At 50.1% G+C, this 20178-nt stretch carries 23 protein-coding genes; 19 read left to right on the forward strand and 4 right to left on the reverse strand.

Annotated elements, in window-relative coordinates:
* The first annotated feature begins 6 nt into the window (after positions 1–6).
* From DESRU_RS06085 to DESRU_RS06095, 3 genes are all read left to right on the forward strand, one after another.
* Positions 7–753 carry a flavin reductase gene (locus tag DESRU_RS06085; RefSeq protein WP_013841235.1) on the forward strand — a complete coding sequence of 249 codons (747 nt, stop codon included), beginning with the start codon at positions 7–9 and terminating at the stop codon, positions 751–753.
* Between the two features lie 82 nt (positions 754–835).
* Entirely contained in the window at positions 836–979 is a 144-nt protein-coding gene (locus tag DESRU_RS20745; RefSeq protein ID WP_187290615.1) for a hypothetical protein, read from the forward strand.
* Positions 980–1043: 64 nt separating this feature from the next.
* On the forward strand, positions 1044–1475 hold the full coding sequence (locus DESRU_RS06095) for a hypothetical protein (RefSeq protein WP_013841236.1): 432 nt from the start codon (positions 1044–1046) through the stop codon (positions 1473–1475).
* Positions 1476–1539: 64 nt separating this feature from the next.
* On the opposite strand, the gene DESRU_RS06100 is transcribed toward DESRU_RS06095, so the two are convergent.
* Positions 1540–2001, reverse strand: coding sequence for a hypothetical protein (locus DESRU_RS06100; RefSeq protein ID WP_013841237.1), 462 nt, complete (start codon positions 1999–2001; stop codon positions 1540–1542).
* Positions 2002–2339: 338 nt separating this feature from the next.
* Between DESRU_RS06100 and DESRU_RS06105 the strand changes: the two genes are divergently transcribed.
* The 5 genes from DESRU_RS06105 (at position 2340) to DESRU_RS06125 (ending at position 7915) form a co-directional block, all read left to right on the forward strand.
* Positions 2340–3920 carry an ABC transporter substrate-binding protein gene (locus DESRU_RS06105; RefSeq protein ID WP_013841238.1) on the forward strand — a complete coding sequence of 527 codons (1581 nt, stop codon included), beginning with the start codon at positions 2340–2342 and terminating at the stop codon, positions 3918–3920.
* A 113-nt stretch (positions 3921–4033) separates the two neighbouring features.
* Positions 4034–5038 (forward strand): ABC transporter permease, encoded by a 1005-nt coding sequence (locus DESRU_RS06110; RefSeq protein WP_013841239.1) that lies wholly within the window; start codon positions 4034–4036, stop codon positions 5036–5038.
* Between the two features lie 20 nt (positions 5039–5058).
* Positions 5059–5949 (forward strand): nickel transporter permease, encoded by an 891-nt coding sequence (nikC, locus tag DESRU_RS06115; protein WP_013841240.1) that lies wholly within the window; start codon positions 5059–5061, stop codon positions 5947–5949.
* A gap of 11 nt (positions 5950–5960) precedes the next feature.
* Complete coding sequence (locus DESRU_RS06120) at positions 5961–6941, forward strand: ABC transporter ATP-binding protein (RefSeq protein WP_013841241.1); 981 nt, start codon at positions 5961–5963, stop codon at positions 6939–6941.
* Positions 6941–7915: an ABC transporter ATP-binding protein gene (locus DESRU_RS06125; protein WP_013841242.1), complete on the forward strand. Its 975-nt coding sequence runs from the start codon at positions 6941–6943 to the stop codon at positions 7913–7915. The genes DESRU_RS06120 and DESRU_RS06125 overlap by 1 nt, the downstream gene beginning before the upstream one ends.
* Positions 7916–7953: 38 nt before the next feature.
* Here the strand turns inward: DESRU_RS06125 and DESRU_RS06130 are convergent, their stop codons facing one another.
* The gene (locus tag DESRU_RS06130) at positions 7954–8973 is read right to left on the reverse strand and encodes a sensor domain-containing diguanylate cyclase (protein ID WP_013841243.1); all 1020 of its coding nucleotides are present in this window, start codon (positions 8971–8973) and stop codon (positions 7954–7956) included.
* Positions 8974–9195: 222 nt separating this feature from the next.
* On the opposite strand from DESRU_RS06130, the gene DESRU_RS06135 reads away from it, so the two are divergent.
* The 4 genes from DESRU_RS06135 to DESRU_RS06150 all read left to right on the forward strand — a co-directional run bounded on the left by DESRU_RS06135 (position 9196) and on the right by DESRU_RS06150 (position 11764).
* The gene (locus tag DESRU_RS06135; protein ID WP_013841244.1) at positions 9196–9828 is read left to right on the forward strand and encodes an HAD family hydrolase; all 633 of its coding nucleotides are present in this window, start codon (positions 9196–9198) and stop codon (positions 9826–9828) included.
* A gap of 62 nt (positions 9829–9890) precedes the next feature.
* Positions 9891–10661: an alpha/beta fold hydrolase gene (locus DESRU_RS06140; protein WP_238446374.1), complete on the forward strand. Its 771-nt coding sequence runs from the start codon at positions 9891–9893 to the stop codon at positions 10659–10661.
* 64 nt (positions 10662–10725) lie between these two features.
* Entirely contained in the window at positions 10726–11127 is a 402-nt protein-coding gene (locus DESRU_RS06145) for a (deoxy)nucleoside triphosphate pyrophosphohydrolase (protein WP_013841246.1), read from the forward strand.
* A 130-nt stretch (positions 11128–11257) separates the two neighbouring features.
* A complete protein-coding gene (locus DESRU_RS06150) occupies positions 11258–11764 on the forward strand; it encodes a hypothetical protein (protein ID WP_013841247.1) in 507 nt (168 codons plus the stop codon).
* Between the two features lie 155 nt (positions 11765–11919).
* Here the strand turns inward: DESRU_RS06150 and DESRU_RS06155 are convergent, their stop codons facing one another.
* Both DESRU_RS06155 and DESRU_RS06160 read right to left on the reverse strand, forming a co-directional pair.
* The gene (locus tag DESRU_RS06155) at positions 11920–12768 is read right to left on the reverse strand and encodes a hypothetical protein (RefSeq protein ID WP_238446375.1); all 849 of its coding nucleotides are present in this window, start codon (positions 12766–12768) and stop codon (positions 11920–11922) included.
* Between the two features lie 148 nt (positions 12769–12916).
* Positions 12917–13771: a 2-phosphosulfolactate phosphatase gene (locus DESRU_RS06160; RefSeq protein ID WP_013841249.1), complete on the reverse strand. Its 855-nt coding sequence runs from the start codon at positions 13769–13771 to the stop codon at positions 12917–12919.
* Positions 13772–14047: 276 nt separating this feature from the next.
* Between DESRU_RS06160 and DESRU_RS06165 the strand changes: the two genes are divergently transcribed.
* The 7 genes from DESRU_RS06165 (at position 14048) to DESRU_RS06195 (ending at position 20164) form a co-directional block, all read left to right on the forward strand.
* Positions 14048–14827: a flagellar motor protein gene (locus DESRU_RS06165; RefSeq protein WP_041275323.1), complete on the forward strand. Its 780-nt coding sequence runs from the start codon at positions 14048–14050 to the stop codon at positions 14825–14827.
* On the forward strand, positions 14827–15594 hold the full coding sequence (locus tag DESRU_RS06170; protein ID WP_013841251.1) for a flagellar motor protein MotB: 768 nt from the start codon (positions 14827–14829) through the stop codon (positions 15592–15594). Before DESRU_RS06165 ends, DESRU_RS06170 begins: the two co-directional genes overlap by 1 nt.
* A gap of 42 nt (positions 15595–15636) precedes the next feature.
* Positions 15637–16095: a chemotaxis protein CheW gene (locus DESRU_RS06175; RefSeq protein WP_420536351.1), complete on the forward strand. Its 459-nt coding sequence runs from the start codon at positions 15637–15639 to the stop codon at positions 16093–16095.
* A 22-nt stretch (positions 16096–16117) separates the two neighbouring features.
* Complete coding sequence (locus DESRU_RS06180) at positions 16118–18208, forward strand: chemotaxis protein CheA (protein ID WP_013841253.1); 2091 nt, start codon at positions 16118–16120, stop codon at positions 18206–18208.
* Positions 18198–19283, forward strand: coding sequence for a protein-glutamate methylesterase/protein-glutamine glutaminase (locus tag DESRU_RS06185; RefSeq protein WP_013841254.1), 1086 nt, complete (start codon positions 18198–18200; stop codon positions 19281–19283). Before DESRU_RS06180 ends, DESRU_RS06185 begins: the two co-directional genes overlap by 11 nt.
* Positions 19284–19353: 70 nt before the next feature.
* Entirely contained in the window at positions 19354–19656 is a 303-nt protein-coding gene (flgM, locus tag DESRU_RS06190) for a flagellar biosynthesis anti-sigma factor FlgM (RefSeq protein ID WP_013841255.1), read from the forward strand.
* Between the two features lie 13 nt (positions 19657–19669).
* Positions 19670–20164 carry a flagellar protein FlgN gene (locus DESRU_RS06195; RefSeq protein WP_041275324.1) on the forward strand — a complete coding sequence of 165 codons (495 nt, stop codon included), beginning with the start codon at positions 19670–19672 and terminating at the stop codon, positions 20162–20164.
* Positions 20165–20178: the final 14 nt, after the last annotated feature.

Consider the following 20178-nt stretch of genomic DNA (forward strand, 5'->3'; position numbering starts at 1 on the left):
GATCCTATGATGACGCAATGGCGCTGCACAGTGTGCGACTATATTCATGAAGGGCCGGAGCCGCCGGAGGAGTGTCCCGTTTGTGGCGTGGATGCATCCCATTTTGTAAAGGTTGAATCCGCCGCGGGATCCGGTGAAGAATGCAGGAATGCCGTAAAAAAAGCCCTGCGGCAGATTTCCTATGGTTTGTATGTCATTTCATCCCGTAAGGACGGCCGGTTTAACGGTCAGTGTGCCAATTCGGTTTTCCAAGTAACTTCCGAGCCGGTACAACTGGCTGTGGGAATTAATAAAAACAATTTAACCCATGAATATATCATGGACAGCCGGGTTTTTGTAGTTTCTGTGCTGAATCCCAAGGGCTTGGATTTGGTAAAGCGATTTGGTTTTCAAAGCGGCCGAAAGGTTGACAAGTTTGCAGATACTCCCTTTGATCTGGGGGAGGTGGAGGTGCCTTTACTGCGGGATTGCCTGGCCAACCTGGAATGCAGGGTGGTGAACACCCTGGATGTGGGGACCCACACCTTGTTTGTGGGAGAGGTTGTTTGTGCCAAGGAAAGGGCGGCAGGAGAACCCATGACCTATGCCCTTTACCATCGCCTAAAGAATACAGCGGTGAGCCCGGCGGCGGAATCCCGATCCCTGACCCAGTGGCGGTGCAAGGTATGCGGGTATGTTCACCAGGGTGAGCAGCCCCCTGAGATTTGTCCGGTATGCGGTGTTGGACCGGAAGAATTTGAAAAACTGCTTTAACCAAGAAGGACTCTCTGGTACAGGGAGTCCTTTTGCATGGAGATCCCGGGCCGGGGGTAAGCTAAAGCTGGGAGCGGAGGTGATGACGATTAATTTTCGCAGAAACTTTGCCCATAAAAAACTATATCTTACCAATCAAAGGCATTTAAACGGAATGATGCACCAGCAGGGGGCCTTTAGCGGTATTGCCACTTACAGCCCGCTGGGCCAACAGAAGACAAAGTAAAATTTTATCCCTACCCCTTCAATTTTTTTCCTTTTATGTTATGATGTTGCTGAGGGGGGATTGGATGAAAACAAGCAAAGGGCTGGCTTTAATCATCATGGTTTTGTTGCTGCTACTGTCCCAGGGTTGCATGACGAAAAAAGCTGTGGAGCAAAAAGAACCGGTAAAAATGGATAGTATCATCGGCAAAATCCGCCTGGAGTCCTTAGTATGCCGGAAGGAAACCAATTGGGTAAGAGTAACCGGAGCGGTAAAAAACAACTCCGAATATCCGGTAACTTCTGTAGAAAGTCGAATCACTTTGACCGGAGAAGGGGAAATCTTTGATTCAAGGCTGATTACCCTGGCCTTGGGCAAAAGGCTGGAACCCGGTGAGGTGATTACCTTTGACAGCAGCTTTGATTATGGAGAAAAAGAAATTCCTGAGCTTTTGGCAGAAGGTGAAATTATAAAATTGCGTGTTTTGGAGCAGCCCCAAACGGCAAACGCGGAATAATACAAAAAGGTCGTGTTGAAACAAGTTTCAACACGACCTTTTTGTATTATTTTGAAGATGGCTGTTACTTTTCAGGATCCTTTTTAGCATCCATGGTTCCCATATGACCCATGTATCCACCCATGGGACCATAGCCCATGTAGGGCCCCATACCCATGCCGGGCTTGCATTCGTCCATAGGGCAGCCGGGCATATCCATGCCGGGACTGACCGGGAAGGAAGGCTGGAAAGGCTGCGGGGCGGGGCAGATGTCATTCATGGCGCCGGTCGCGGTGACAGCGCAAATCATCCACATTGGGACAATGGTAACATTGGATTGAGCGGTGGTTCCAGTGACCAGTTCAATATAATCCTGCCCAACGGCATTCAGAGTACCGGTAACCGGAGCAGACCCTTGACAGCAGTTAAGGAAGACCGATACATTCCTGTTCATCAGTTCGCAAAGGCGCTGCATAAAGGTAGGAGCTACCATGCCATGGTGCGGAGAAGACATTTTACCACCTTTTACTTCCATTTGATTACTCATTGATAAACCTCCCATGAGAGTTTTACTATAAAGTATTAGGAAAAATGTAAAAAGGTTCCAAAAAGGAGGAAACAGAATTCCCATTTTTTTAAAGGAATTTTTAAGGTAAATCATCTTTAAATAAAAAAGAACAAAAAAATAAACATACTATACAGTTTATAAATATACAATTCTGTCCAGAAATGCCTACAAAATAAAACAAACTGATGAAGGAATGTTCAATTTTTTGGCGAATAAAAAATAATGCTGTTTGCTCGTTTGATTTTGTTAAGAGGAGGGGAGACAAGCCAAAAAAAGCCGAATCTTTTGTTTGGGATATAAAGAGAGGAGATGCCATTGTGCGCAAGAAAAATTTCCTATTTGCGTTTATGATCCTGTTATTAGCCTTCTCAGTGGTTGGCTGTGGCGGCGGCGATAAGGAAGGAGCCGCAGACAATGCCAAACCAAAGGTCTTTGTGTTTGGTCAGGGAGCGGACCCCCGGGGATTAGATCCTGCTTTTGTGGATGACGGCGAATCGGCCATCCCTATTGTGAATATTTATGATACGCTTGTTCGTTACAAAGAAGGCAGTACGGAGATTGAGCCGGCGCTGGCCACCGAATGGTCCTCTTCCCCGGACGGCAAAGAGTGGACCTTCAAACTGCGCCAGGGCGTTAAATTCCACGACGGAACACCCTTTAACGCTGATGCTGTAGTGTTCAGCGTATCCCGGCAGTTGCCTCCCAATCGCACGGATGCTATGCCTTATGCCTCCTTCACCTTTGGCCCGGTGCAAAAGGTAGAGAAGGTTGACGACTATACCGTAAAATTCATTCTCAACGAGCCCTACGCTCCGTTCCTGGCCAATCTGGCCATGGCGCTGGCCGCGCCCATTGTCAGCCCTGCGGCTGTGGAAAAATACGGTGATGATTTTATTGAACATCCCGTAGGCACCGGCCCCTTCAAATTTATTGAATGGAAAAAGGGCCAGCAAATTGTTTTGGAAGCCAACAAAGAATACTGGGACGGCGCGCCCAAACTAGATAAACTGGTCTTCCGCATCATTAAAGAAAACTCCGTCCGGGCGGCCGAGTTGAAGACCGGATCCATCCAAGGGATGAACGGTGTGGACCCCAATGATGTGAAGATGCTGGAAGAAGCCGGCCTGAAGGTAATTAAAAACCCCGGCATGAACATTAACTATCTGGCTTTCTTCTGTAATAACAAACCTTTTAATGATCCCAAGCTGCGCCAGGCGGTAAGTCACGCCATTAACCGTGAAAACCTGATCAATTTCCTGTACCAGGGCCTGGCTGAACTGCCCAACGGGGTTCTGCCGAGCTTCATGCCCGGCTATGACAAAAGCCTGGCTCCTTATGAATACAACCCGGAAAAGGCCAAACAATTGCTGGCCGAAGCCGGATACCCCAACGGCTTAAAAGTTACTTTGCTAACTTATTCCGTTGTTCGCCCCTACAATCCGGTGGGCGGGGATAAACTGGCCGCCGCCATTCAGGCGGACCTGCGCAAGGTAGGCATTGAGGTTGAGATTAAGACCTATCCCTGGAAGGAATTTAAAGAAATCTATACTCCGGAAATTGTTAAAGACGGGGACTTCATGCTTTATGGCTGGATCGGCGATAACGGCGATCCGGATAACTTCCTGTCCCTGCTGGAAACCAAAGAAATTAAGACCACTTTGAATACCGCCAAATACTCCAATGCCAAAGTGGACGAACTGCTGGTAAAGGGCCGCACTGCCCTGACCATGGAAGAGCGGAATGCTGCCTACAGCGAGCTGCAAAAGATTGTTCAAGAGGAAGCGCCCTGGGTCTTCCTGGGTCACAGCAAGGATATGGCGGCCATCGGCAAGAATGTTGAAGGCTTTGACCTGCACCCGGTGGGAGTTATCTTCTTCCATAATGCAGATCTGAAGTAATCCTTAACAAGTTCTACTTTGTTTTAAAACACGAATATGGCCCTGGGCCATATTCGTGTTCTTCATGTATTGATCGAAGTTTTCTGCTGGAAATTTTTTAAAGAGGGATAACCATGTTAAATTACATTATAAAAAGAATCCTGCTGTTGTTTCCGGTACTCTTTGGAATAAGCCTTTTCGTGTTTCTGGTGCTGCGCCTTTTCACTGCGGACCCGGCGGCCATGATGCTGGGCCAGCATGCCACCGCCGAGCAGGTGGCCTCCCTGCGGGAGGAACTGGGCTTCAACAAGCCTCTGTACGTTCAGTTTGGAGTATTTTTAAGCCAGATTGTTCAGGGGGACTTTGGCCGTTCCCTAATGACCCGGGCGCCGGTTACCGATGAGCTGCTGACCCGCTTTCCGGCCACCATTGAGCTGGCCGTGGCCGCCATGCTGATTGCCATTGTGGTGGGGGTTACCATCGGTGTCATTTCCGCGGTAAAACAATATTCATTTTTTGATTATTTTAGTATGGTGGGTGCCTTGCTGGGTGTTTCCATGCCCATCTTCTGGCTGGGCTTGATGCTGATCATCCTGTTTTCCGTCACCCTGGGCTGGCTGCCGGTGTCCGGCCGTATCGCGGTGGGTATGGAACCGGCCACCATCACTCACTTTTATCTGCTGGACAGCCTGTTAACCGGCAATTGGTATGCCTTTAAATCGGCCCTCAGTCATTTAATCCTGCCGGCCGTGGCGCTGGCTTCCTATTCCATGGCCATTATCGCCCGGATGACCCGGTCCGCCATGCTGGAAGTGATCCGCCAGGATTACATCCGCACCGCCCGCTCCAAAGGGCTGGTGGAGACCGTGGTGGTTTTTAAACACGCTCTGCGCAATGCTCTGGTTCCGGTGGTAACGGTGATCGGGCTGCAGATGGGATCTCTGCTGGGCGGCGCGGTGTTGACGGAAACGGTATTTTCCTGGCCGGGCATTGGCAGCTTTGTGGTAAATGCTATTTTAGCCGGTGATTTTCCGGTGGTTCAGGGAGGCGTCATCATGGTGGCCACGGTTTTTGTGGTGGTGAACCTGATTGTGGATGTACTTTATGCCTACCTGGATCCCCGCATTAAATATTCTTAGACCGGAAGGAGGAAGTTGCCATGTCTCAAGCAAATGCAGTCTTAACAACCGATGATCCAATGGAGCAGGCCTACTCTCCCCTGACGGATTTCTGGCGCCGGCTGCGCAAAAATAAACTGGCCATGGTGAGCCTGGTATTTCTGGTGGCTTTAACCCTGGTGGCGGTTTTCGCCCCCCTGGTGGCACCCTATGACCCTTACTTAAGCGATTTACCCACTGCCCTGGAGGGACCCAGCGCCAGTCACCTGCTGGGGAACGACGAATTGGGCCGGGATATCTTCAGCCGCATTATCTTCGGCGCCCGGGTTTCCCTGAAGGTGGGCCTCATTGCCGTGGGCATTGCCCTGTCGGTGGGCCTGGTGCTTGGTTCCTTGGCCGGGTACTACGGAGGGCGACTGGATAATGTCATCATGCGCTTTATGGACATTATGCTGGCCTTTCCCTCCCTGCTGCTGGCCATTGCCCTGCTGGCCATTTTAGGCCGGGGTGTGGAGAACGCCATTATTGCCATCGGGATTGTGTCCATTCCCGAATATGCCCGGATTGTCCGGGGGTCCGTACTATCCATAAAAGAAAATGAGTATGTACAGGCGGCCCGGGCCATTGGAAACCGGGATTTACAAATCATTTTCAAACACATTCTGCCCAACGTCATTGCCCCCATCATTGTCCGGGCCACCCTGGGCATCTCCACCGCCATTCTGGAAACCTCCGCCCTGGGTTTTCTGGGGCTGGGTGTGGCGCCGCCCATTGCCGAGTGGGGCACCATGCTGGGAAGCGGACGTGGTTATATGAATAATGCACCGCATCTGGTGTTTTTCCCCGGTATTGCAATTACCCTGACGGTTATGGCCTTTAACCTGCTGGGTGACGGACTGCGGGATGCACTGGATCCCCGGTTGAAACGCTAGGAGGTGGGAAGATGACAGAAACATTGCTGCAAGTGAAAGACCTGAAAACCCACTTTTTCCTGGAGGACGGGGTGGTGCCGGCGGTGGACGGAGTCTCCTTTCATTTAAACCGGGGAGAGACCCTGGCGGTGGTGGGGGAATCCGGAAGCGGCAAAAGCATTACGGCTACTTCCATCATGCGTTTGATTCCCAGTCCGCCGGGACGGATCGTAGAGGGCGAAATTTTATTTAACGGCAATGACTTGCTGAAAATGACCGAGAAGGAAATGAGAGGAATCCGGGGCAACCGCATCTCTATGATTTTTCAGGAACCCATGACCTCCTTGAACCCGGTTTTTCGGGTGGGGCAGCAGATTTCCGAATCTCTTATCCTGCATCAGGGTTTAAACAAAAAAGAGGCTTTGGAGAAGAGTGTTGAAATGCTGCGGCTTACCGGAATTCCCTCGCCGGAGAAAAGGGTGCATGATTTTCCCCACCAGATGAGCGGAGGCATGCGCCAGCGGGTAATGATCGCTATGGCTCTCTGCTGTCGTCCGGAGCTGTTGATTGCCGATGAGCCCACCACCGCTCTGGATGTGACCATTCAGGCCCAAATCCTGGAACTGATGCTGGAGCTGAAGGAACAACTGGGCATGGCCATCATGATGATTACCCACGACCTGGCGGTGGTGGCCGAGATGGCCGATCGGGCCGTGGTGATGTACTGCGGCAAACTGGTGGAGGAATCCCCGGTCTTGAATTTGTTTGATAAGCCGCTGCATCCTTATACCCGGGGATTGTTAAAATCCATTCCCGGTGTTGAGGATCAGAAGGAGAAACTTTATATGATCGAGGGCATGGTACCGCCCCTGACCCATCTGCCCGCCGGCTGCGCCTTTGCTCCCCGCTGTCCGGAGGCCCAACCCCGCTGCCATCAAGAACGGCCAACCCTCCGGGAAATATCGCCCGGCCGCAGGGTCAGTTGTTGGCTGTATGAAGGGGGGGCTGAATAATGTCGGTACTGGTCCATGTAAACAACCTGACCAAATATTTTCCTGTGCACCGGGGCATGTTTGGTAAAGAGGTGGGGCAGGTAAAGGCGGTAGACGGCCTGACCTTTGACATTCGGGAGGGGGAAACCCTCGGCCTGGTGGGAGAGAGCGGCTGCGGCAAGTCCACCACCGGCCGCCTGATTTTGCGCCTGCTGGAGCCTACGGCCGGCAGTGTGACATTTGCCGGGCAGAATGTTTTTGAGGCCGGCTCCAAAGAGATGCGAAACCTGCGCAGAGATATGCAGATTATCTTTCAGGACCCTTACGCCTCCCTGAATCCCCGCATGTCGGTGGGAGATATTATTGCCGAGCCCATCCGGCTGCATAAGCTGGCTGCGGGGCCCGAGGTGCAAAAAAAGGTGGAACATCTGTTATCCTGTGTGGGTTTGGCTGCTTACCAGGCCCGCCGCTACCCCCACGAGTTCAGCGGCGGTCAGCGTCAAAGGGTGGGGATTGCCAGAGCCCTGGCGCTAAACCCCAGGCTGATCATCTGTGACGAACCGGTTTCAGCCCTGGATGTATCCATCCAGTCCCAGGTATTAAACCTGTTGAAGGATCTGCAGCAGGAGTTCGGCCTGACTTACTTGTTTATTGCCCATGGTTTAAACGTGGTAAAACACGTCAGCGACCGTGTTGGAGTGATGTACCTGGGTAAGATGGTGGAACTGGCCGGAGACGAAGAATTATACCAAAATCCGCTGCATCCTTATACCCAGGCGCTGCTTTCAGCCATTCCGGTAGCCAATCCCAGGGTTAAAAAGGAACGGATCATTCTGGCCGGGGATGTGCCCAGTCCGGTTAACCCGCCTCAAGGCTGCCGTTTTCATACCCGCTGTTTTAACTGCCAGGATGTCTGCCGGCATCACGAGCCGGTATTTAAAAGAATTAAACCCGGTCACTGGGTGGCCTGCCATCTGGTCCGGGAAGAAATATAAAAGTGAAGACCCCTCGCTAAGATTGATTGCGAGGGGTCTTAAAAATCAGGGGCGATCAATTTATTGCGACCGCCGGTCTTAGCCATGTATAAGGCGGTATCCGCCAGTTTCAACAGGTGATCGCTATCCCGGGAATGGGTAGGAAAATGGGCAATGCCCAGGGAGGCGGTAACTTGGCGCAGGGGGAAGGTTCGGCTCTCAATGGCCCGGCGGATTTTTTCACCCAGGGCGATGCCTTCCTGCAGACTAGTATGGGGAAGGATAAAGGCGAACTCCTCTCCGCCGTACCGAGCTACAATGTCTTTGGGACGAATATTTTCGGTAAAGGTTTTGGCCATAATTTTTAAGACTTCATCGCCGGCGGGATGTCCGTAAGTATCGTTATAACCTTTAAAATCATCTACATCCAGCATCATCAGGCACATTTCCCCGGCGGTTTTACAACAGGTGTTTAATTCCAAATGAAGGCGTTCCACGAAATAACGGTGATTATAGAGACCGGTTAAGGCATCGGTAATGGACAGGTTCTTCAGCTTTTTATTGAGCAGGGCGTTTTCCAGAGCCAGACTGACCTGGATGGTAAATAATTCTAAAATCATGGTATTTTCTTCATTATACCGGGGCGGTTCAAAATGATGAGCGCATAGAATGGCCAGAGGATTACCGTCCCTGCCGTTCAGATGATAGATTTGTAAATTGCGGATCGGACAATGCTCCTGACAACCGGAACAATAGTCAGAATGGGGAAAAGATAATTCATTAAGGGCGAGCTTGCTTTGCTGGGAAAAGATTTCCCTGGAGGACGGACAAGTGCAAAAGGAATTATTCTCCAGGCAACGTTTCACAATATCCAGGAACTTGCCGTTTTCATCCAAAAGAATAAAATGGCAGCCTGGAACCTCGGCGATCTGCATGAAGCCGTTTAAAATTAAATTATACATGGTATGAAGATTGTTTTCCCCTGCCACTTGAGCTACGATCCAGTGTAGCTGTGTCAACTTCTCATTCATCTGGACCAACGCTTTTACCTTGTTCACCACTTCATTCGTCAGGTTCATTTTCTGCCCCCAAGCTTTTCTTGTGAAAGGAATTGCCTTTTGACCAAAAGTATAAAGAATAATTCTACTTCTATGAGGACTATTCCTTGTATAATAAGTTAAATCTTTGTAAGGCTGGTGGCGAATATTTTGAGAAATAATGTTGAATAAAGTTAAAAATTGTTCTTGGAAACAGGAGGGTTTGATGGTAAAATATTCAAATCTATAAGTTTGGAGGATTTTATGACCATCCATACCGTATTGTTTGACCTGGACGGCACTTTAATTGATTCACTGCCGCTTATTCAAAAGACCTATCAAAAAGTTTTTGATCTGATGCAAATCCCCTGGGGCAATGCCGAGGTGATGACATTAATCGGTCTTCCCCTCAAGGAGATTGCCGTTCAATTTGCCGGAGAGGACCGTTGGGAGGATTTTTTAAAACGCTACCAGTATCATTATGCTCTTGAGCATGATGAAATGACCCGTATGTATCCCGGTACCCTGGAAATGCTGGAGGTCTTAAAAGATAAAGGCTGTTCCATGGGAATTGTAACGTCCAAAAGCCGTGCCGGAGCCCTGCGCAGTACCAGCTATCTAGGGTTGGACCGGTATATGGAAGTTATCATTACCGCAGAAGACGTCACCCGGCATAAGCCCCAGCCAGACCCGGTTTTAAAGGCCCTTGAAGAGATGAAGGCCCAAGCCCAAACCACCGCTTATGTAGGGGACAGCCCCTTTGACATTCTGGCCGCAAAGCAGGCTGAAGTGGTTTCCATTGGGGTTACCTGGGGCATGGCCGAGGGGAAACAACTGGCCCGGCATGAACCCGACCATCTTTTAGAAGGCTGGGAGGATTTATTTGGCCTGATTTAAGCTCCGGCTTCTCACCGATGCCTATGGAACCTCATACCCTGTAGCAAGCAGAGAAAAAGAGGGTGTGGGGTTTGATTATTTTTATCCACGGCATGGGGCATAACCCCAGCCGAGAATACTGGAGCGGGTGGGCTAAAAACCTCCGGCCTCATTTAATAGAGCAGGGAGTGCAAGCCAGAGATCTTTGTTTTGACGGAATTTATTATTATGATCTGGTTCCCCAACCCGGAGACGGTTGGAAAAAGTTGATTTCTCTGTTTTCCCGGGATTTTTTTGAGGAAATGAAAGAGGATGTTTGGCAAAATATGACCCGGGAGGAGTTATTGCGATTAACGAAACGGGGCCCCCTGGATGCCCTGATTGATCTGGTGGTGGATCATTTTGGCGATATTTTCTGCTACCTGCTGGACGATAAAACCTATGTTGCGGTGAACCAAAGGGTTTACCAGACCCTGGAGCAGACCGGAAGGCCGGTAACCCTGGTAGCCTACAGTCTGGGTTCCATGGTGGCCTTTTGCGCCCTGCAGCGAAACAAGCAAATTCACCCTCGGATTAAACATTTCATTACCGTTGGCAGCCCGGTTTTCTGGTTCCGCCGTTGGATACGCAGGCGAGCCGATCTGGGCCAAAAACCGCTTCCCGCCCCCTGGACCAATTTGGCCGGTCGGCTGGACATTGCCTGCCCCCACTTGTTGAGCCTGAACTGCCGGCCGGACGCTCAGGTGGAGTGCCTGTTGGATCAATACAATCCAATTAAGGGCCACCTGGCTTATATTCACCACCCCCAGGGATTAAAAACACTGGCCCGTGCCGTGGCCGGGAAAAAAGAATAGAGGATTGTAATCTCCTTTATAAGGTGGCAGAATAAATAAAAAACCTTTTATTCCAGGGGGAAATATGCATACATTAGTGGTTACGGCCGCCGTTATTTTTAAAGGGGATCAAGTGCTGATCGCCCAGCGCAAAAAGAATGCCGATCACGGGTTGAAATGGGAGTTTCCCGGCGGAAAACTCGGTTACGGCGAGGAACCCAGGGAGGGGCTGCGCCGGGAAATCCGAGAAGAACTGGGCATGGAGATTGAGGTGGGCGACATCTTTGAAGTGGTTTCCCATCTTTATGGTGAGCGTCATATTTTGCTGCTGTGTTATTCCTGCCGCTGGCTGGGGCAAGCTCCGGAAACCAGGGACTGTAAGGATTTCCGCTGGTTAACCCCGGAAGAAATGACCGGTTACAATTTTACCGAGGCAGACCTGCCGGTGGTTCAAAAATTACAAAGGCGAACAAATTGGGCACGATAAATTTTTAACCAAGGCCTTTATGATATAATACTTGTATCCAGAGCATAGGAATATAAAAATCGTCTGTACCCGGGTCAGCACTGCGGGTATTGTTTTGGGGATTTTTCTTTAGGCCAAAGGGGAGATTGATTTGCACAAACAGGTGGTTTTCCCGGAATTTCTGGGAGAATCGGAACTGGCTGTGGTGGTTGTTATTCCATCCCTCAAGGAGGACATGAGCCACTTATTTAAGCGTTTTCATGCCGGAGAAGAGATTGATTATTGGTTTTCCTGGGACCTGGTGGTTACCGACAGTGCCGAATATCTGGTCCTGTTAGAAATGAACTGGGATCAGGAAGAAAGTCTGGTGGTGGCCTTTAACCGGGAAATGTGGGAGTTTCTCAATGTAATGGCCGAAAAACAAAGCATGGTTTTGATGGCGGACTGGCAAATCGTTGATGAGGGGGCGCCGGACCTTTTACGGGAAGAAGAGTTTAAGCCCTACGCACTGCTGATTCGCAATGTACATACAGGTTTAGATAAACTTTACAATCATGTCAAAGAACTGGTTGGAGTAAACGAAGGCATTGAAGAGCTGATCCAATTACAGCTCATTTTAGAGGGGACCCAGTTTCCTAAACCCACAACGCTGCACTAAAGGAGGGCGTATTGAAACAACGGACCAATAGAACACGGATTGGACAGATTTTAGAGATTTAAAAAATCGGTAAAAATGGTGTTCTAGATTTTTAAAAAGGGTTGCTGCAAAATGAACACAGTATGGTTCTTTTTGCAGCAACCCTTTTTTGCCATTTATCCTGTTTCACTGGATGGTTTACTTTGTTCAAAGCAGTGAAGATGCCCGCACACTAATTTATTATCCTTATAGGCGTAAAAAGTCCGTTGTCCGGGTTCCACCGCCTCACCGCAGATAGAGCAGTGAATTTCTTCGGGGCAGGGGACAATCACTCCGGTCAGTTTGTTGCCCTTCCACTGAACTTCCAGTTGGTCCAACTGAGTTTTCAACGGTTTGGTGGGACTGCATTCCGGATGAAAAAAGGCCCTGATTTTCCGCCCGTCCTTGCGGAACTTTAATTCCACCACCGGGCTGAAGGGTGGGATTTTTTTATTGCAATGCTGGCAGGTTCGGCTGGTACGCAGGTTGCTTTTCAGTACATATCTGGGAACTGCGGGTTTTTTACGAACCTCCCGGTCTTTCCAATACTTTTGTTTCCTTTCAGGGTCCGAGGAAACCCATTTTTCAAGTTCCGTATAATAACTGCGGTAATCCCGTTCCTGCAGCCCCATGCCCGGAAAGCCCGCCTCCGCCGCCATTCGGTGAAACTCGCCTTCTGCCGCTTCGTGAGCCAGACCATCCATCTTGTGCGTTTCCCAGGTGTAGTTGTGATCTGTCAGCCATTTGTGATAGGTATGAAAAATATTTCCCGAGCACACCAGATACTGATCATGAATGGTGGCCTGGGCCTGGTCCATAAGCTTTATCATCAATTGGCAGACCAATTCTTCCCAACCCATCTTATGATTCCAGGTGACGGGTACCGTGGCCGAGTATACTTCACCGGTTTCCTCGCATACCAGAACTAAAATTTCTCCAAAGGCCCGGCAGCCGCCACCGGCGTCCTCCACATACCAGGTTTTCAATCTAATCCCCCCAAATAAAAACAGGTCCCTGTTGGCTTTAGAGACCGCCATACCATACCCATTTCTATAATATATGCTTTGGCCCAACCTTACAACACGTAATAAAATAACGTGCCTGGCGATATTTCCCTTTAAATTGCGGAACTGCTTATAAGCAGGTGATTTTTCCTTCCCGGTAGACGGGAACTACGTCATAAAGATTAAGCTGGGCACAAAAGTTTAAATCAATGGAAAGGCCCATCTGGGCTAATTTTTGGCCGTGCAGTGCATCGTATAAAGCTCTTAAAGGCTTATGGCGGTAGGCTTCTGCCAGGCGCAGGGCGGCTACGGCGGCATCCTCCAGCAGCAGGCCGTTCTCGGGTAGCACCGGAACTTCCTCGGCATAGATGGGAACCGGATCAGCCTGCGGGCTGCAGGATTCCTCCGGGGCGGCATTATGCCGGCTATACCAGAGCTGAACCAGTTCGGCCACCACCAGACCGGCGGCAAAGGTGTCCTCCAAAGAAAATTTTCCCCGGGTTCCGGCACAGGCCAGAAGGATATCCTGCTCTGCTGCAAATAATTTATGGGCCACGGCGGAATAGTTCAACAGGCTGCCGATCAAAACCACGCCGTCTTCCCCGGCTGCCCGGCGGATGGCTTTGGTACCGTTGGTGGTGGTTAAAATAACGGTTTTATGGGCCACCACTTCCGGAGTATATTCCAGGGGAGAGTTGCCCAGATGAAATCCCGGTAACTTTACGGCACTTCTCTCCCCGCCCAGGATACAGGTGTCTTCCGGCAGCCTGCTGGCGATTGCCAGTGCCTCATCCACTTCAACCACCGGAATGACTTCTTGGCAGCCATTGGCCAAAGCTGTCGAAATTGTGCTGCTGGCTCTTAAGATATCGAACATGACAACCGATTTATTAACTATGTGTTCTCTGACAATATCATCGGCTGTGTGGATTACAGAAACTCTCATGGCATCAAAACCTTTCCGTGTTAGCGGTACCCGTGACATTATTATAGTATACTCCCAGGAGGTGTCAATTTTCTTGCCTTTTTAAAAGGGATGATTTTTTAAAGATAAAGCTCCGTGTAGCCAAACCATCGGAGTGCCGAGGTTTATACAGTTTGTTTCTCTTTTGTCGTGGCTGGGCGAATTCTTGAGAAAAATGGTAAATAATAAGTTATATTTTGGTAAAATGAAACCTGGACAGCAGGAATTCATACATAATAAGTCGTAGTTTTAGTTAATTAGGTAAGAGAAATAAATTTATCTAAGGAAGTGACTTTGTTGGAAATAATGACTCCTTTTGGGATTATATTTGCCGTAATTTGCCTGGTCGGAGGATTTCTTTTGGAGGGTGGACATGTCAGCGCCCTTCTAGCCCCTGCGGCTTTTATCATCGTTGTCGGCGGCACCATTGGAGCGACGGTGGTGTCCTTTTCCACCAGTGAAGTTTTATCCATACCCGGACTCATTAAAACGGCCGTTACCAAGAAACTTCCGGATTTTTCCGAAACCATCAATCTGGTAGTGGATCTGGCTGAAAAGGCCCGCCGGGAAGGCCTGCTTTATTTGGATAGCCAATTACATACCATTGAAGATCCTTTTTTGCGTAAAGCCATGCAGCTTGTTGTGGACGGCACTGACCCCGAAATGGTGCGCAGCATTCTGGAAACCGAGGTCTATGCCGCCTATGAACGGCATCACGTAGGAGTCGGCATCTTTGAAGCTGCCGGCGGCTATGCCCCCACCATGGGGATTATCGGCACAGTGATGGGTCTGGTGCACGTTTTGGGCAACTTGACGGACCCGGACAGCTTGGCCCCAGCCATTGCCATGGCTTTCATCGCTACTCTTTACGGCGTGGGCTCCGCCAACGTTTTCTGGCTGCCCGTGGCCGGGAAACTGAAAAACCTTAGTAAAAAAGAATTAATTTTGAGAGAAATGATGATTGAAGGGATCCTGGCCCTGCAGGCCGGTTATAACCCCATTATTATCCGGGAAAGATTAAATGCCTTTATTCGGCCCGGGCAAGTAAAAAACCAATCGGATGAAGGTGAAGAATAATGAAAAAACGGGGTAGGGGAGAGGCGGAAAAGGAAAATAGCGAGCGGTGGTTGATCACCTATTCCGACCTAATCACCCTGTTGCTGATCTTCTTTATTGTAATGTACAGCCTCAGTAAAATTGACGCCAGCAAATACCAGGCTATTGCCTCCTCCCTGGCGAAAACCATGGGAGGAAGCTCCAGTGTTCTGGACAGCGGAGGGGCGTCCGTTGCTCCGGGGGTTCAGGAAAAGGAACTAAATCAGTCTACCGATAAAGCGGAACTGGAAAACATGGAAAATATCAGACGACAGATTCAGGAATATGTTGACGAGAGCGGTCTGGCGGGCAAGGTTACGGTAGGAATTGAAGAAAGAGGGGTTGTGGTCAGCTTTCAGGATGTGGTCTTGTTTCCCCTTGGTGTAGCTGAATTAAGTTCTTCCGCCAATGAAATTGTTGACCAGGTGGGAGGGATTCTTAAGCAGACCAAGAACTATATCCGGGTAGAGGGGCATACGGACGACCTTCCTATCAATACTTATAAATATCCTTCCAACTGGGAGCTTTCGCTGATGCGTTCCGCCAGCGTGGTCCATCGTCTGGTAGGATACAGTCAGATTCCCGCGGACCGGTTATCCGCCACCGGTTATGGAGAATACAGGCCTAGAATGCCCAATAACTCCGATCTGAACCGCCAACAAAACAGGCGGGTTGATATTGTTATATTAAGAACCAAGTTCCAGGAAGTAGAGCCGGAAGCGGTGAATAGCCAAACGACACAACCATAATAGGATAAGGAGTGATAAGCCTTGTCAGTCAGCACTCAGAGCATGCAGGAAGAGCAAGTGGTAGTATTTCAACTGATGGAACAAGTCTATGGCATAGATATTAATGCCGTTTACGAAATTATTCGTATGGAGACAATCACCAAAATTCCCCGTACACCCGGTTTTATGGAAGGGGTTATCAACCTAAGGGGACGGATTATCCCCGTCATTGACCTGGGACTGCGTTTTGGGCTGGGGCAGGGTGAACGGACCACCGCCAGCCGCATTATTATTGTGGAGGTATCAGGTCAGACCATCGGCATGATTGTCGATGCGGTTCAGGAGGTGCTCCGGTTCCCATCCGGCAGCATTGAACCGGCCCCGCCGGTGGTCAATGGAGTGGATTCCGCTTACTTGCGCGGTATCGCGGTGCTGGAAGAAAGATTAATTATCCTGCTGGATCAGAATAAAATACTCCAGGAGAAGGAGAAGGAAGAATTATTGCAGGCAAATATCGGTTAATTGGCAGGGAGGTGCGGTTTAAATGTTTTCAGATATAGAAATTGGCGTGTTTATTGATGAACTGGAAGAAAAAATTCAGGTGATTAACGATGGCCTGCTGGTATTGGAGAAGGATGACGGAAATCAGGAGATTATCCAGGAAATCTTTCGGGCAGCCCATACCATTAAAGGATCTTCGGGGATTATGGGCTATCAAAACATGGCTTCCCTGACCCATGAAATGGAAAACCTGTTTGATAAAATCCGCCATGGCGAGATTCACGTTACCTCCGCCATGGTTAACGTGTTGTTTGAGGCTTTGGATGCTTTAAAGGCCCTTAAAGATGAAGTTACCGGCGATGGACCGGCCATGGACACCTCCTCTGTGGTTGCTAAAATAAGAGAGTTTGTTGAGGGTACGATCCAAGAGACGGCGGTGGCTGTTGAACAGCAGGAAGCGGAGGCTGTTCCCAGCGTGGCGATTTCCGAACGGAGCTGGATGGAGATCAGCGAAGTGGAAGAAACGGTTATCCGGGAAGCGGAACTGAGGGGCTTTCAGTCCTACCGAGTAGCGGTGGACGTGGACCGGGACTGCCAGATGAAAAATGTCCGGGCTTTCCTGATTTTTGAAACCCTCCAGCAGATTGGGGAAATTATTAAAAGCGACCCGGTGGCGGAAGACCTCCAGGAAGGGAAATACGGCGCCGGATTCCAGGTGATATTAATTACCAAAGAGGATGCGGACCGGGTTAAAAACCTACTAATCACCATTTCCGAAGTGTCCGATGCGGAGATTCAGCCCCTAGTACTGCAGACTCAGGAGACCTTTGTGGAGGCGCCGAAATTAAAGACTGTGCAGCAGCAGAATGGGGCGTCCCAAGTCAAGGAAACCACCAATGGCAACGGAAATCACGAGTCCGATAAAAAAGCGGTAAAGACAGTCCGGGTGGATGTCAATAAGCTGGATAATTTGATGAACCTGGTGGGGGAACTGGTGATTGACCGCACCCGTCTGAACCGTTTTGCCGAGATCTTTGAATCCAAATTCGGCTCCGACGATCTGGTGGAATCCATTAGTGAAATCTCTAACCACCTGGGTCAGGTGACCGGGGATCTGCAGGAGCAAATTATGAAGGCGCGCATGCTGCCGGTAGCCCAGTTATTCAACCGCTTCCCCCGGATGGTTCGGGATACGGCCCAGAAATTAAACAAGGAAATTGATTTTGTGGTGGAAGGCAAGGAAACCGAGCTGGACCGGAACGTCATTGAAGTGATTGGCGATCCCCTGATTCACCTGATTCGCAACGCCATTGACCATGGCATTGAAATGCCTCAGGAACGTCTCGCTGCGGGGAAACCGTCCACTGGAACACTGCTGCTGAAGGCTTCCTATGCGGAAAGCCACATTGTGATTACCGTGAAGGATGACGGCAAGGGAATCGACGTTGACCATATCAGGAAAAAGGCGGTGGAAATGGATTTCATCGACCGGGAGACAGTGGAGCGGCTGAGCGACCGGGATATTCTCCAACTGATTTTTAAAGCGGGCTTTTCCACCAAAAATGATGCCGTCAGCGATCTTTCCGGCCGCGGCGTGGGCATGGACGTGGTGAGAACCGCCATTGAACAAATTAACGGTACCGTTGAACTGGACACCAAACTGGGTGAGGGAACCCGCTTCACCATCCGCCTGCCTTTAACCCTGGCCATTATCCGGGCCTTGATGGTGACCCTGGGCAAGCAAGTGTACGCCTTCCCTCTAACCAACGTATCCGAAACCCTGCGGATTTCCCAGGAGGAAATTCGCCGTGTAGGCAATAATGAAGTCATTGTAGTGCGGGATAAAATTCTTCCGCTGGCCCGGCTGGGCCGCCTGTTTAATTGCTCCGATTGCGCCGAGGACGCCAAAATGTTTGTGGTAATCCTAGGTTCCGGAGATAAGCAGGTGGCGGTAGTGGTGGATAAACTGCTGGGCGAGCAGGAGATTGTCATTAAATCCCTGGGTGATTACCTGGGCCAACTGGCCGGTCTGTCCGGCGCCTGCATCCTGGGCGATGGCAAAGTAGCTCTGATTGTGGATGTAAGGGGCCTGGTAAAAAACCTGGGAACTGAGGAAGCAGCTTATGCAAGTTAAAGTCCTGGTGGTTGACGATTCTTCCCTTATGAGGCGGCTGATCAGCCGCCTTTTGGAGGAAGATAAAGAGATCAAGGTCATTGGCACCGCTGCGGACGGTCTGGAAGCCCTGCAGCAGATTAAGGCCTTGAAGCCCGACGTAGTCTCCATGGATGTAGAAATGCCTAAATTGGACGGAATTGCTACCCTGCGCCGGGTTATGCGGGAGTGTCCGGTGCCCATTGTGATGTTGAGCGCCCACACCCATGAGGGGGCCCGGGCCACCATGGAAGCCCTGTCCGCCGGAGCGGTGGACTTTGTGCCCAAACCGAGCAAATCCACTGAACTGCCGGTGATGGTAGCGGATCTGAAAACCAAACTCAAAGTGGCTGCCAGGGTATCCATGCGCCGGGTAGCCCGTCCTGTACTGCCGCCCAGGTCCACAATTTCCCGGGAAACCGCTCCGCCGGCTCCTCCCAAAGTCCCGGCGCTTCCGATCAGGAAACAACGCAACTGCGCTAAAATCGATTTGGTGGTGATCGGCTGTTCCACCGGCGGTCCGGCGGCGCTTCAGCAAATTATCCCTTTTTTGCCTGCCAATTTGCCTGCCGGTGTGGTGGTTGTTCAGCACATCCCGGTGGGTTTTTCTAAATCCATGGCGGAACATTTGGATAAAAAGAGCGGCATTACCGTGCGTCATGCCGAAGAAGGGGATGAAGTGAAACCCGGCCTGGTGCTGGTCTCTCCTGCAGGGTATGATTTAAGTTTCAAAGCAAAGGGGAGCGGTACGGCCATTACCCTCAGCAATCAAGGGGCGCCTTTGGCCCCGGGCGGTTTCCGTCCTTCGGTGGATTGGGTGATGAAGTCCGCCGCCGAGGTTTACGGCTGCCGGGCCATGGGCGTACTGCTGACAGGCATGGGACGGGACGGCGCCCAGGGCATGCTGGCCATTAAACAACAGGGCGGGCCCACCATGGCGGAACACGAAAGCACCTGCGTAGTTTATGGCATGCCTAAGGCAGCCGTGGATCTGGGGGCGGCTCAAAAAATTGTGCCCCTGACCCAGATGGCCCAGGAAATCCAGTCAATTTTCTAAGAAAAGATTAAGTTAAACTTGATTTTGACCGATATATGAAATAACAGCGTTGAAAATGAAGGTGGTTTCCATGAAAATTCCGGGAATTAAAGCGGTTAACGAAGCATTTAAGGCCTACAGCCAGAATAAAGCGGATAAAACCGGCGCTTTGCCCAAAGGGAGTCAGGGAGTGTCCGAAGGAGATTCCCTGCAGCTTTCCCAATCGGCAAAATATATGCAGGAAATTGAATGTGCCCTGAGGGATCTGCCGGAAATCCGGGAAGAACTGGTGAACAGCATTAAAACAGGCCTGCGCACAGGTACTTATCAACCCGATGCCAAGAAAATTGCCGACGGCATCATGCAAGAGAGGCTCCTGGATAAACAGATTTAAAAGGATGGTGCAGATGGAGTCTTTAGTGATGGATTTATTAGAAACATTACGCCGGCAGGACGAAACCTTGGCCGGCTTGATTGCAGCGGCAAGGGAACATACTGCGGCTATGGCTCAAAACGATCCGGCATTTATTCTGTCGGTGGTTAAGAAAAATGAATCCTTGATAAACCAACTTAAAAGGCAGGACGCCGAACGGGAAGAAATAGAAAAGCAGATTGCCGAAAAAATGAAGGTGGAAGAGCCAATAACTCTTAACCGGCTACTTGAATTAATGGATGGTTCCCAGGCAAAGACTGAGCTAAGACAAGTGGCGGAAGAGTTAAAGGCAAAGCTTAACGAACTGTTCGAAATCAATAAATTAAACAGTGTAATGGCAAAACATGGCCTTTTATATGCTGAGCAGTTAAGAAACATCATACAGCCTAAAACCGGTACCACCTACCAGGGAACCGGTTGTGTTAGAGAACAGAAGGCTACAATTTCAACCATGAACAAATCAATTTAGATAAGGTGGTTATC

This window comes from Desulforamulus ruminis DSM 2154, from assembly GCF_000215085.1.
In the GTDB taxonomy this organism is placed as follows: Bacteria; Bacillota; Desulfotomaculia; order Desulfotomaculales; family Desulfotomaculaceae; genus Desulfotomaculum; species Desulfotomaculum ruminis.

What these genes read in the sequence shown, in the direction of transcription:
- DESRU_RS06085 (WP_013841235.1), top strand. Translation starts at nt 7, where the DNA reads ATGATGACGCAATGGCGCTGCACAGTGTGCGACTATATTCATGAAGGG.
- DESRU_RS20745 (WP_187290615.1), top strand. Translation starts at nt 836, where the DNA reads ATGACGATTAATTTTCGCAGAAACTTTGCCCATAAAAAACTATATCTT.
- DESRU_RS06095 (WP_013841236.1), top strand. Translation starts at nt 1,044, where the DNA reads ATGAAAACAAGCAAAGGGCTGGCTTTAATCATCATGGTTTTGTTGCTG.
- DESRU_RS06100 (WP_013841237.1), bottom strand. Translation starts at nt 2,001, where the DNA reads ATGAGTAATCAAATGGAAGTAAAAGGTGGTAAAATGTCTTCTCCGCAC.
- DESRU_RS06110 (WP_013841239.1), top strand. Translation starts at nt 4,034, where the DNA reads ATGTTAAATTACATTATAAAAAGAATCCTGCTGTTGTTTCCGGTACTC.
- nikC (WP_013841240.1), top strand. Translation starts at nt 5,059, where the DNA reads ATGTCTCAAGCAAATGCAGTCTTAACAACCGATGATCCAATGGAGCAG.
- DESRU_RS06120 (WP_013841241.1), top strand. Translation starts at nt 5,961, where the DNA reads ATGACAGAAACATTGCTGCAAGTGAAAGACCTGAAAACCCACTTTTTC.
- DESRU_RS06125 (WP_013841242.1), top strand. Translation starts at nt 6,941, where the DNA reads ATGTCGGTACTGGTCCATGTAAACAACCTGACCAAATATTTTCCTGTG.
- DESRU_RS06130 (WP_013841243.1), bottom strand. Translation starts at nt 8,973, where the DNA reads ATGAACCTGACGAATGAAGTGGTGAACAAGGTAAAAGCGTTGGTCCAG.
- DESRU_RS06135 (WP_013841244.1), top strand. Translation starts at nt 9,196, where the DNA reads ATGACCATCCATACCGTATTGTTTGACCTGGACGGCACTTTAATTGAT.
- DESRU_RS06145 (WP_013841246.1), top strand. Translation starts at nt 10,726, where the DNA reads ATGCATACATTAGTGGTTACGGCCGCCGTTATTTTTAAAGGGGATCAA.
- DESRU_RS06160 (WP_013841249.1), bottom strand. Translation starts at nt 13,771, where the DNA reads ATGTCACGGGTACCGCTAACACGGAAAGGTTTTGATGCCATGAGAGTT.
- DESRU_RS06170 (WP_013841251.1), top strand. Translation starts at nt 14,827, where the DNA reads ATGAAAAAACGGGGTAGGGGAGAGGCGGAAAAGGAAAATAGCGAGCGG.
- DESRU_RS06175 (WP_420536351.1), top strand. Translation starts at nt 15,637, where the DNA reads ATGCAGGAAGAGCAAGTGGTAGTATTTCAACTGATGGAACAAGTCTAT.
- DESRU_RS06180 (WP_013841253.1), top strand. Translation starts at nt 16,118, where the DNA reads ATGTTTTCAGATATAGAAATTGGCGTGTTTATTGATGAACTGGAAGAA.
- DESRU_RS06185 (WP_013841254.1), top strand. Translation starts at nt 18,198, where the DNA reads ATGCAAGTTAAAGTCCTGGTGGTTGACGATTCTTCCCTTATGAGGCGG.
- flgM (WP_013841255.1), top strand. Translation starts at nt 19,354, where the DNA reads ATGAAAATTCCGGGAATTAAAGCGGTTAACGAAGCATTTAAGGCCTAC.
- DESRU_RS06195 (WP_041275324.1), top strand. Translation starts at nt 19,670, where the DNA reads ATGGAGTCTTTAGTGATGGATTTATTAGAAACATTACGCCGGCAGGAC.